Raw genomic sequence first — 14668 nt, forward strand, 5'->3', positions numbered from 1 at the left:
AACTAAACCAATATCTTTCTTTTATTGAATCGCAATATAATAAATGACAGATCCTTGAATACCTGGAGCTAAAGAGCCAGTCATATTCCAACGCACTTCACCTTCATACCCCACTGCATTTATTCCATTTACAGTCACGGGCGCACAAGTGAGCGAGGCTGGTACACTACCCGAGGTACAATCTATTGCTTGAGATAATTCAGTATAACTCGGTGTACTATCAAAAATACTCACTTCCGTTAAATCTCCATCTCCAACGTTAGTAAAGGTTATAACGTATTCTAATATATCTCCAGGGCGACCATTATTACTTATCCCTACCGCCGTTCCTTGAGTAATATTACGTACCGTTTTCTCTAACTTTAACTCTCCAGCACCACGGAATGTTGCTCTGACGGTGTCTTTATCTAGCACTTGTCGCGTAATACCATGTCCAGTACCTATACTGTCCGCAAAAATCATATCAGCAGCAATATCATAATGATATTGAGCATTCAATGGCGCATCCGCAGGCACAAACACTTTACTGAGTAAACAAACCGCCGTATTGCCATTCACTGCAACTGGATTAATTATTTGTGTATCTGCACCATCGATTTCACCATTACAGTCATTATCTAAATAAAGAACAGTATTCCAGCTATCATTAGCTGGAGCCGCTTCTGGATTAATAATGGAAAAGTTCACACTACCCGCAGTCGCTGCGGTAAATTTATGTGGAAATAACACTGATTTACCAGGCTCAACTTCACTGAAATTATCCGGCTCCATTCTTGGCTCACGTACCTTACCAAAATCAAGACCACTGATATCATCCCCCGCATTAGCATTTACTGTCATCTGGCTATCAATCACGCTGGTACTGGTCACTTGTGGAATAGCGGTAACATTAGCTTCACTGATATCTATCCAATCCGCTTGTTTAATGACATCAAGTAGTAAGTTTTTACCTGAAAAATCAACACCAAGAATAAATTTATAGCTACCATCACCCGATGTAATATCTGTAGCGATCACCTCCCCCGTTGTTACCCCTGTAACCCCCGTATCATTAAAGGTAACGGTGACGGTAAAGTTACCTAACCCAATTTCACTGCCTTCTTGAATACCATCATGCGCAGCCGTTGCACCACTAACACCATTATCTTCAAACACCACGCCACTTAAAACAATCCGATTGAGCAATTCAAATAAATGATCTTCGACTTCACCATCAACGGCAGCACCATCAAATGTATTACAACTGTTGGCAGCTGAACATAAACGTACTCGCATTACGGTATTACCGTTAAAGCCTTCGGCACTGGCAGCATCTAACGTTATCGCTATATTATTATTACCTGCCGTAACTGCCTGATCGTTAATCAACAATTCATTACTATCAGCAAAATCACCGTCATTATTTAAATCAACCCAAATGCTTACAAAGCCATTACCCACCACTTGAATCGGCAATGTAGTACTGGTTTCTACAATAATTTGAGCAGGAATATTCAGATCTTCATCATCCTGTCCATGGGTATCATCCCCTGTTGCATCGGCACTGATCCACTGTGTAAATTCAGGATCCCAACGAGAGCCAAGGGCTAAATCTGCCGTACCATCTAATGCCGCATCTAAATAACCATGGCTCACTAAACCATAACTAACCGCAGCATCACCATAATCGGTCGAATCATAACAACCTGCACCGTCATTACCTTGCAAACTACCTTCATTTGATGCTGTAACGTACTCCACCTCTTGCGTCATTACATTAATGCGATAAACCACCGCACGCTCATTAAGATCGATGGTACCATCTTGGTTGGTATCATGATTACCGCCATTTGTCATTGCATAAAGACTAATGGCGTTATCAATAACTAAGGCTCCCGCTTGTAGTTTGCCATTCGTATCTAAGGTTGGCTCTGCACCAAAATAAGTCAGTGGTTGTGCTGTAACAGCCCCCGTCGATAGATTCACGGTGTAAAGATTATCGCCAATCAAATCAACCAAATAGCCCAGCCCTGACTGACTACTAATAGCCAAATCTGCACCAACATCTATTGAACCACCGCCATACGATCCCCCCATGGTTGCTATGTCTAACGGAACCGTCGTAAATGTCTGAGTATTAAGATCAATCTTAACCAATGAATCCCAAGAGGTGCGCCATACAATTAGGTAATTACCATCGGCGGTGACATCACCCGCTGTTGGTGAACTTAACACTTTAGAAGTAGAGCTATATCCGCTATGACGCAGTGCATCACCAGCTGAAAAATCAAAACTTTCGCCATCTTGCAGGCGACGAATGGTTGTTGCTGATTCAGCGCGAATGTCACCTAAATCAATAAAGCTGGTGCCTGTTTTATCCGTTACAAATAAATGATGAATCCGATCAGCTTGTGACATATCGGTAAAGGTACCGTAAATCAAGCCATTGCTTCGATTAAACCCTAACGCATTGATATTATCTATATTTATCTGATTTGTAATAACAATAGGATTAACGATATCAGTAAATGTGATCGGATCGACCGTGACATTCAATGAATTGTAGCTATAGTCTGTTGCCGCAACAGGTAAACGTGTTTGTACAATCAAATCACACTGATTATTTCCGACCAGATCTGATATCAATACGCGATAATCTTCGACTTCACCATCGTTAGCTAAGCCAATGGGGCTATCACAACCAACATCACTGCATAAGCGAACCCGTAAATAACTGTAACCAACAACAGCACTCACTGGGATCGAGACACTATAATTATTATTGCCTATTACAGCACTGGTATCGGCAATAATTTGCTCACCCGCATCATCCCAATCGCCATCTAAATTAAAATCAAGCCAGGCGTATATCCGTTGCCCTGTACTGGTACGCGCAGCATCTTCAACAACATTGACTGCAATATCAAAATTCTCACCTTTTGTTGCCGACAGCACCACTGAAACACCATCCTCATCATCAAAATTGTTATTATCATCAGCTATCGCACCAATATTCTGCAAATCACCTAAATCAGCATCCCATTCATTACCCATACGTAAATCGATCAAGCCATTATCATCACTATCGGCCTGTACATGCTGAGCACCATCATTTTCATAAGTGGTAGTATAATTGTTAGTGCCAGTACTCACCGTCGTATCAGGTGCATCACCTAAATCACTCCCTAACACATTGGGTGCTTTAGTAAAACAGCCTTTTTGAAGGTTATAACCATCACCAGTACTGCCGGTAAAACCAAACCGCACCATGTTATTACCAATATCATTACGAATATTACGCGTAAACTGCCCCACCATTACGCCATCCATGTAGTAGGTAAATTGATTGGTTGTAGGATCCCATTCAAATTGCGCAATATGATAACGCCCATCTTCTAACTCACCTCCAGCAACAGATGTGGCAGGAATAAGGGTATTAGCAGCGTCAGGCGTATAGACATCACCATTGAGATAAACGGCTGTATGGTCTATATATTGCCCACCCACAGCATCATCTGTCGCGCCAATATACGTATTATCAAAGGTATCAAACTCAAACACGACCGATGGTGAAACAGGCGTTGCACCAAAAATATCACCAACCCCTAATCCACCACCAAAAGCACCAAAAGCATTGAGATCTCGTGAATCAGCAGATAGAACAAACGTCATGCCATCAGCACCACTTTCAATGCCATTTGGACACCCAGTATTACAAGTTCTATCACCTAAATACACTGCCAGTTCGGCATACATGGGTTGATTTAAATCGATATACCCATAGCTCCATAAATACCCTTGTTGATTAGTCGTATTAGGCGTGACGATATATTCACCATTCGCTGCTAGATAAGCATCTCCACCTTCAAAAACTACAGGTGCATCACAGATATTCGGTTGGACGACATTAGAAATAATAGGTGTGACAACATCGGTATCATCTTCACCATTACCAAAACCATTATTTGGAGTAGAATCGGTATCCGTAATTCCAGTTTCTAGAATTTCAGCATTAATGGCAGGTGCCGTAAGTGACTGAGGTGCTAAACGAATAACCGCATAATCATCAAACCCTAACCCTATGGCACCGAGATCTAATTCTCCCGTTAATGGATCATACGTGGTTATTTCTGTAACACCATCACCAGCATAAGCTTTAACAAAGCTGTATCCTACTGGTATAGGCAACGTCACCTTAGTGTTATAAGCAATAGTTGCTCCCATATTTTCAACACTAACAACGACATTAAATGGAATACCTAACGTAACATTAACACCAGGATCGAGAGCAAGCATCAATGCAAGATCGCCTAACGGTTTAAGTAAAATCAAATGATCCTCAACTTCACCATCACCACTACTTCCTGTTGGAGTATCACAAACTTCACCGCTAGAACAAATCCGTAAACGTACATAGGTATCTATAATTTGTACATCAACAGGGACCGTAAAATTAAGTAACACATTACCAGAAGCAGTAACATTAATAGTTTGTCTTTCATCAGCATCAAAGGTGCCGCTGCTATCAAAATCAATCCAGCCGTATAAGGTATCATTGCCAGAAGTAACAACAGGGACGGTTAACGACAACGTATCACCGCTAACAAGAATATTATTTATTGTCGGTTGAATAAATCCATCTTCATCATCTGCCGTCAAACCATTATTATCATCACCATCAGCAGCATCTGTCGGCTGACCATCATTCTCATTATCAGGAGTATTTACCCCTAAATATGGCAAACCAATATCGGTTTGATGTCGAGGTCCATCTTCTACCAATTCAGTGAAATAGCCATCTGAGGTCGGTGCGTCAGCCCAATCTAATGGCACCGGTGCATAACGGCAACGGGCACCATCATTGCCAACAGTAGCATTTCCTGTTTGAGAAAAGAGTGTTGCAGTATAACTACCCGCAGGTTTTGACCCATCTAACACATCAACTCGATAAATGCGGCCAGGGACTGGATTTTCTGAGAGATAAAAATACCCTTGGTCATCAAAATACATCGCTCCAAATGGTCCAGATGGAATACCAGCAAGTGCCCCTAACGAGGTTCTCGTACCTGTTGTAGGATCAAAACGATACAACGTATTACTAGCAGTCGAAACGGCATATATCTGACCATCGAGCGGATTAAAGGCGATGTCAGCATAGTTCAAACTTGTCGTCGGTAAGGTTCCGACTTGAGTTAAATAGGTTTCACTGTTTGGATTGGTATCAAATAAATAGAAATTACCGCCATTATGCGCATACAGAATACCATTATCATCAATATCACCATTATTTGCTTGGCTTGGCATCGTCGAATTTGATATTGGTAATGAATACACATTATAAGCGTTGTCTAAAATTGTTAGGGTATTGGTTCCTTGCACTGCGGCTAATGTATTAGAATGCATCGAATATCCCAGCGTTGATCCTTGACTCACTGAAGGGTCAAGTAACGTAACATCTCCAGTAGCCAAGTTTACGGCATTTAACTCGCCAGATTGTGATAGATATGCTGATGTCGAACATGTGTCAAACGAATTAACAACGAAATCGCCAAAATCGACCGTTGATGAAGATCCTGCGGTAACAACAACTTCGACAATATTAGCTGAACTTGATACATAAGTTGCTGGATCTCCGATAGTGGCATTAATATAAGTACCGGTCGCAGAATCTAGTGTACCAGGTATTGGTGGACAAGTTGGAGAGACCAAATCTATTTCATTTGCGGCTTCATAGACTTTATAAGTACCAACTGACGGTAAATCAATAAAATATGCGCCTGTTGTAGGATCTGATGTCGTCACATAACAAGCAGTCGTTGCCGTATTATAAGCAATAATCGGAACCGCAACTCCTAGCCCCGTTTCCGTCCCATCACGTATACCATTAGTAATAGTGCCGCCACCACTACCATCATCATTAAAGACAAAACCAGAGATAAATGGATTAATCGTAATTGGATGGTCTTCTACTTCACCATTAGATACCGAATCATAAGCGCGATCATCACTGCCTAAGTTATCAGCATCGGTTAAGGTGTGATTAGTAATTCTCAAACGAATATAACTGTCACCCGAGACACGTTGTAATCCCGTCCAACTGAGTGATGCCGTACCATTTGCAGTCGCTGATGTATCATTACAAGTGCTTGAGGTATATTCAGAAACTTCAAAATCACCATTACTGTTAGCATCAACCCATGCATGAACCGTTGCGCCTAAATCACCACTGCCGCTACTAAAATCATTACAGGCAATATTAAAACTTAAATCACTGCCTGATAAACTCAATGTTCCCGCTATCGCATCTTCATCATCAGGTACTGTCCCTTTCGTATCATCACCAGAACCATCAAAGCTGGTATCAGTCCCATCACCAAAGGCATCAGATTCACTGTCAGGACCCGTACTTCCTAAATAAATTGTGCCATCAATAGCGTGAGATGGTCCATTTGATGCAGCTCGGGTTTTATAATCACCTAGCGTTGTACCCACATTAGCATCAGGTGCATCACCATAGTCACAAGCTAATCCATTAGTTGCAACAACAGTTATTTCACCAAAAATATGTCGCTGAGAAGCGGGATCATTGTTATGCCCAGTATGCGTAAAATAAATACCATTATTCGGGTCAAAGGTTTGATCACCAGTAATAACAGGCGATGTTTCAATGATAGAACCATCATCGTTCATCGTAATAGCTTGCATGGTGACGCTATTATCGCTTTGAACAAACATCTTTAAGCGATAACGTTTATAAGATGTTGTCATAAAACCAGCAGAATTTCCCATCACGGTCACAGGTGATTGGCTATAACTGGCAACAGTGGAATTAGATCCATTCCAAAGAGCATCTACACCTAAATAGACCGCATTATCACCGATCAATATTCCGTTCATATTGGTATGATCAGTAATCCAAAATAGTGCATCTCCATCCCCTGAATTTAGGTTTCTGAGTCGCATTTCTATCTCAATGCCAATTGGATAAGTAATTTGTTGGTTAGGCGCTAAAATTTCCAATTCAAATCGTTTCGATGGTTGACCGCTACCTGCTTGCGAATACAGTTCGTCACCGACAATACTGGTTCCCGAGAATCCATCAGCAGGGTTATCGTTATAACCATCAAGCTGAGTTATTTGCTCACCCGTTTCAGCATTACTTGATACCGCACAATAAACTTGTGGAAGCGTAGGTTCAATTTCAGCGATTAAAATCTGATCTTCTACTTCACCCGCACCACCATTACCAAAGGAACGAGGATCTTCATCACTTCCTGTCGCACTATCTGTTAAAATTTGATCACTGATTCGAACACGTAAATAATATTCATCCATTGATGATAATGCAGGTAAGGTACTCCACAACATAGAGGTTCCAACATTGGAACTTCCAGTCGGAATAACGATTGGATCACCTGTACTTACACCACCTTCAACAAACTCATCTTTATCAAACGTACCGCTATTGTCCCAATCCACCCATGCATATAAATAGGCATCAGAGCCTGATGAATTATTCACTAACTGGTTATAAGAAAAAGTTGTACTGGTTTCATAGAGTTGAGTAACGCCTAGAGAATCTTCGTCATCAGTTCCGTCTAAGTCATCGCCATCAGCACTGGTTGATTGTGCTCCATCCAATTCACCATCAGGTGCAGTCGTACCGATAAAAATTGCCCCTGAAACTACGCTATGGAATGGACCGTTATCACTAGCGATAGTCCGATAATCACCTCCCCCCACGCTAACACCAACATCCGGAGCATCACCATAATCAGCTAATACTGAAGCATCCCGCCAATCTACATCCCCTCCAGAGCTCACATCCCCATCAAGATCAGGGAAATTATCAGCTTGGGTATTATCAAAACTACCATTTACATCTGCAAAATCATCGCCATTATCATAATTATTATCGAGGCCATTTGTCCCTACGGTACCAGATAAGGTTAATCCCGCTTCGGCAGTATCATTTCCACCTTGATTATCTGAATCAAGATCTAAATAATCAGGTTCATCTGTTGTATCTGTATTAACAGGTGTTAACCCATTTGTTGAAGTATAAGCTGTATTTAAACCATTATTTGCTGTGTAATTTACAAGATTATCATTATTAGGAGAAATATAACTCGTGGTTGTCTGCGCTTCGATATTATCAGGAATACCATCGCCATCAGAATCTAAGTCTAAATGATTAGGGATACTATCATTATCAGTATCTGTCGTTATACTAATACATGGTTGAGTTATATTTGTTATAGCAAACCCATCAATTGCTAAATAATTACCTTCCGTAGCAGCTAATGGTACGATATCTAATATAATACTAGGTGATGTTGTTGTGGCAATAAATGTAAATGAATCAGATTCCCATTCTTTTAAATTATTACCATTATAAGTTAATATATCAGATAAATATTGCACTCCATCTATCGTCCAACGAAAACGAGCTTGAGTATTGATGGGGGTTATGCCAAAAACTCCACCAAATACTTGGATAAAGCTCACTTCAACACTATCACCAATATTAATACCTTCAGATACAGGGACTTCCGTAATAATTGATTCATCAACAAAACCATTATATATTGCCATGAAAACCTCTCCATCTGACGTTGCGGGAACGCCATTTAAAGCTCCAAGCCAATAACCACTACCATTTAATGAAAACGAGCCTTGCCATGTATCTGCTGTACCCACAAGTTGATTCCATCCTGAACCTCCTGTCGTACTATTCAAACTGCCTTGATCACTTTCAAACCAAGCAACGCTTTTTGCACCTTCAAATGACTCACTAAATACAGTAGCGCAACTAAATCCTTCCTCTGTATCTAAAATCCCATCATTATCATCATCAATATCAACAGCATCCATAACACCATCAAGATCGGTATCGACAGTTAATGGATCATAAGTTGCCGGATCATAAAGAATGCCAGAGTAATTTTCATAAATAGTCGGAAGAGAGGATAAGTGTTTTGATTTTTGATGTGTAATATATTCTAAATCCCAATCACCGCCTTTAATTTTATTTCCTGTCGGATTAATTGAAGCGGCAACAGATGCCCCTGTATATTCTGCAATTTTATCAATTAAGGCTTTACCATCCTCATTTTTTGCCACATCACAACCCAAGATATTAATATGACCAGAAGCAGATAACTTCTCACCAATAAAATTTAATTGTTTCTTATGATTATCAATATTATCAAGTGTTAGTATCTCTTCATCTAATATAATTTGACCATTTTCGCCATGAGAAACAAGATCAATCACATCATATTTATTATCTTTTAATTTGTCATTAATCAATTTAAGACTATCTATTTCAAAATATTCTATACCAGATAAAGTAAAATATTCCTTATTTTTAACGTTAACATCAACTAAAACAATTCTTTCTATTTCATTTTTATGAAAAATGTTTTTATAAATAAACAATACTGAAGTTATAAATAGAACACTAATCAACAATCTATTTAGACTTGTTTTTTTTACGTTTTTATAAAACATGCTATATCCTTACTTCCTGTATATTATTTATAAATACCGATTTATCATATGTACTTCCTCTGTAACTCATGCCTATAACAAAGCATCATTCATGCCAAAAAAAAATCATTATAAAACAAGCAACATATGATGATTATTTCAAAATGGTTTTCATTTTTAGACTATTTTTTGTATAACAAGAAAGTAACACGAGAAGAAAGAATTAAGTAATGGTAATCAAGACTTCAATTTATTGAAGAACAGCTAGCTTTTTGGTATTAGTTTTAACCTCACTCTTCGCAATTTAAAAACCAAACAGTCAAAAACAACAAGATAAAATATTATTTTATCTATTCTATTTCAACAAAATAAACGACTTCCCCACTCATACCTGGTCGTAATCCATCTGATATAGCCCAATAAAAATCACCTTTAAAACCAGCCAAATTACTTCCATTATTTGTTATAACAGAACAAGATAGCCCATTAGGAATATTGCCATCTGCACACGTTATTGGCTGACTTAATAAAGTATATTCAGGAATAGAGTCAGTTATCTTTATATCATTGATCGTTCCTGTCGTAATATTTTCAAATTTAATTTTATATTCAAGAGTATCACCAGGTTGTGCTTCATTACTTACAGCAACTGCCGTGTTTTGTGTGATATTTTTAACTGTTTTAGTAAGTTTCAACTCTCCTGCTTTTAAAAATGAAGTCTTAATATTATCAGTATCAATAAGTTGTCGAGTTATATTATGTCCAGTTCCGATATGATCATCTAAAACCATATTAACAATGAGATCATATTTATATAATGCGTTATTAGGTACATCTATATTTACAAATATTTTACTTAATAAACAAATTTCTTGTTGTTCTGAAACAGTAATATTATTCGTAATTTGTCTCTCATTTGTTTCAATTTTACCATTACAATTATTATCTCTATATATAACTTTACTCCAACTATTGGTATTAGGCTCTTCATTAACATTAATAGTCGATACCGCAATAATACCTTGTGTGTATGATTTGAATTTGTGCTGAAGTAAAACCCCTTTACCCGGCTCTATATAACTAAAATTATCTGGCTCCATTACCGGTTCACGAACTTTACCAAAATTCAGCCCAACGAGATCATCTCCTGCTGCGGCATTTATTTTCATTTGACTATCTGTAACGCTTACATTATTCACTTGTGGCATTGCAGTAACATTAGCTTCACTACTATCAATCCAAGCTGCTTCTTTTAGAACGTCTAAAATAAGATCTTCACCAGCGAGCTCAACTGGAATAGTAATGGTATAGCTACCATCACCAGAAGTTATGGTACTCGTTATAATGTCACCAGTAACATAATTACCAATGCCAGAACCGTTATATATCACTCGAACTGTTTTATTACCAAGCCCTGATTCACTATTATCAAAAATACCATCATGAGCAATAGCTGCACCTAACCCATTATCTTCAAAGACAAAACCACTTAATCTAAATAATAACTCGACTTTAATATAATGATCTTCTATTTCACCATTACTAATCACACCATTAAAATCATTGCTTGTTAAATTTTGATTAGTGATTCGTAATCGAGTATAAATATTAGTGTTTATTGAAGCTGGATTTTGAACTCCAGAAAATAAAATTGTTGTATTACCATCACTAAGATTATCCATATCATCACAGCCAGCTTTTGCGAATTCGCCATTATCAACAAAATCACCATCACTATTAAAATCCATCCAAGCGTAAACAATGCCACCAAGATCAGTAGTGCCATTATGATCATTACAAACCACATTTAAGGTCACTTTTGCATTGGTCACGTTAAGGTAAGCGGGGCCATTAACACCATCTTCGTCAGCAATATTGGTTGATTCATCATCAGTTGCATTGTCGTTATTATCAATACCATTACCAAAACCATCAAATTCTATGTCCGGTGCTATATTACCAAGATAAATAGGATCACTGGTTACGGTATGTCTTGGCCCATTACTACTATATAACGTGTTATACCCTAGAGATTCAGGAGCATCTCCCCAATCTTTATTATTAATTTCAATTTCAACGTTAGCACTAAACTCTGAACTATCTTGTAATAAACCAAGCCCACCAGTTGTAGTTCTTTGTGCTAAAGCAGTAATAAAATCACCTTCAGTAAGTCCAGTAACGGTTAAGGTTCGATCAAAATCAGTACCACTCACGGCAGTAACACTATTAAGATATAAAACCCCTTCACCAGCATTTAAACCATCAGAGCCTAAATCGCCGTTTCCACTACTTGCGCTATAAACTTCAAAAGTAAAATCGCCCGTTGCACAATAATCACCAAATAATCGTAAAATAGTACCATCAAGAAAAGCTCGATTAATTTGTGGCCGAGCTAAGTTATTATTTGCCCCAGTTCCTGTATCGTTATTACATAAAGTGGAATTGAGAGAAACCCCCTCTCCTGTTGCGCCATTATGTAAGTCCACTGCATTACTTTCATTATTTTCAAAACTATTTTTAGTAATCAAATAACCATCAACATTAGTATTACCGTCAATGGATACACCAGAGTCGCCATTATCATGAATAAGATTACATTCGATCTGTGAACTGTTACCACTTTGAATATGAATACCATTAATTTCAGCCGTTTGAATATCATTACTAGTAACTTGCTGGAATAAGGCCACATTTGAAGTATTACGTTGATATATCGCATCTCCCGTTGCACTACGTAATATATTACCAGTGACTTGCAAATAACGAGGCACACCATAACGAATAGATAGATTATTATAAGCAGTAGCAGAAGAGGATACTGTGCCTAATAAATGATTATGTATAATTTGCCAATATAGACTTATATTCTGACCATTTAAATTATTGAGAGTAATATTATTATGAGCGGTTTTAATTACATTGTTACGAATAATACCTGTATCACCATTTAAAGAACTATTACTTGGATGAGCAATCGCAATCCCTGCACAACCCATTGATGCACCACAGGTATCAACACCAATTAAATCATCATTACCAGCAGGATCGATACCTAATATATTATTTTCTATTAACGTATCAGTAATACCTGCGGAATAAATATTTATCCCCAGCGATCCACCAGTAAAAGAAATATTTCGAACTGTCGTATTGTCAGCATTTATAATTAATAATTCGGCAGCATAAGGACTAGCAGTTACTGGCATATCTATTTGTAATTCAGGTTTTTCAATCGCTGGCATTGATTCAGCCGTACAGCCATTGCTACTACCCACCGTTTGCGCTGTCATTACATTGCCAGCATTCGTATCTCTAACTGTAATACCATCACTAAAGCTATACGCGGTACCATCTATAGTTGTTGAAGCGCCATTGGCACCCGTAATCGTTACTAATGTTGTAGCTGGAGAAACAACCCACCAATCACTACTGGGATCACTATCATTCGCTACCACACTAGGTACGAACCGCATATTATTTGCGCCACTAATGCCATTAGCATTAGTGATAAATTGCGATAAAGATCCTTGCCCATTATTATTAGTGTTCGTTACGACATTATAAGAAAATGCAAAATCTACAGCGGTAACAGAAGCAGAATCCGCTGAAAATTCAATGCGAGAAATATGCTCCCTTAACGCTAAATTAGCATTACTATTATTTGTTGCTTGATCGCCATCCCAGCCACCAAAACAACTCCCAGTAACAGCGGTAGGGTTAAGATCTGCCACTCCATCACCATTAGCATCACAAAAACCAGCAACATAAGTATTATTAACCGTATCATTGAGCGTTCGAGTATAGGTTTGTTCTGAAAGTATCGATCCCGATGAAGGTGCATTAGGAGAGACAAAATAAGTCACTCCTGGAATTTGAAGAAAATAGTAATAACCATTAGCATCGGTTGTCGTGGTATATGTTGGCGTACCATCTGCAGCATTAGGAATCCCATCACCATCATCAGTATAAAGATAAACAGGAATACCGCTGAGACCTACACTATCCGTTAACACACTGTCGCCGTTTACATCCTCATATATATGACCCAAAACATCTACACAGCCGACACAAGTTTGGTAATCCTCAATTTCACCCGCGGCATTAATAGAGCCCATAGAACGGCTATCTTCATTACTGCCGGTTGCTGTTGTAGTTAGGAGTGATGAACTAATACGAATGCGGGAAAAATAATAGCCGTTAGCGGTGAGATCAGTGAGCGAGCCCCAATATAGACTTTGAGCACTATTAGATAGGCCTGAATTAATAACAATAGCTCCTCCCGTTCCGCTACCATTGGTCACCATCTCATCAACATCAAAGGTTCCGCTATTATCGAAATCAATCCACGCATATAAGTAAGCATTAGAGCCAGAGGTATTGGTCACATTAGCTGTTGCCGTGTAATCTGGATCAGAAAACTTCATACTGGGAAGAATTACACCATTTTCATCATCGGCGGCAATGCCGTAAAAACTGCTCCCCGCATTCAGATCATCAGCCGTTGCTGTTGCATTTTGCAAACCATTACCATCATCATCAGGTATTGAATCGCCAAGATATACATTAAAACTATTTCGAATAGCACGATGAGAGGGTCCATTATCGCTACGTCTCGTTCGATAATTATTTAATCCAGTACCATTTGAGGGATCCGGCGCATCACCAAAATCTTCAAAATAGGGAATATAGTAAATATCCATTGTTCCCCATGCTTCCCCCATACCACTCACTAAAATTCGTGCACTTATAGTAAACTGATTCGGTACCGCTCCTATATTGGTATTGGGATAACTGTACGTTGTACGCCCTAATTCACAAGGCCTTGCACCTGTTCCTCCTGCGACTTGAAATTGACGCCCATTAAACCAAAAATCAGCATGATCATCCGCTGCTAACTCTCTCACAATGGCATAAGCAACCTGTACATCGCCTAAATTATACGTCGATGATGCATTGTGAATAGCACAAGTACCACCAATATAATTATCGCCGTAACGCCCAGCAAAAACACGAAAACAAGCATATTGCCCTTGAGGCGCACATGATTGAAACTGCCCCTGAGAAAAACCCGAATTACTTACAACATAAGGTTGCTCTGCAACGACAGAAAAAGAAAAGACCAACAACAGAGCCAAAAACCGTTTAAAACAAAATAAGCGACATCGAGTTCTGTTCATAAATAGTCCTTATCTCATAT

Annotated in this window: 2 protein-coding genes; both read right to left on the bottom strand. The window is 38.8% G+C overall.

Features of this window, described 5'->3' with window-relative positions; translation table 11 throughout:
- Positions 1-21: 21 nt before the first annotated feature.
- Positions 22-9492, bottom strand: coding sequence for a GEVED domain-containing protein (locus OC457_RS16730; protein ID WP_262054087.1), 9471 nt, complete (start codon positions 9490-9492; stop codon positions 22-24).
- A 329-nt stretch (positions 9493-9821) separates the two neighbouring features.
- Positions 9822-14648, bottom strand: a complete 4827-nt coding sequence (locus tag OC457_RS16735; RefSeq protein ID WP_080174562.1) for a right-handed parallel beta-helix repeat-containing protein — start codon at positions 14646-14648, stop codon at positions 9822-9824.
- Positions 14649-14668: the final 20 nt, after the last annotated feature.

This window comes from Photobacterium toruni (assembly GCF_024529955.1).
In the GTDB taxonomy this organism is placed as follows: Bacteria; Pseudomonadota; Gammaproteobacteria; order Enterobacterales; family Vibrionaceae; genus Photobacterium; species Photobacterium toruni.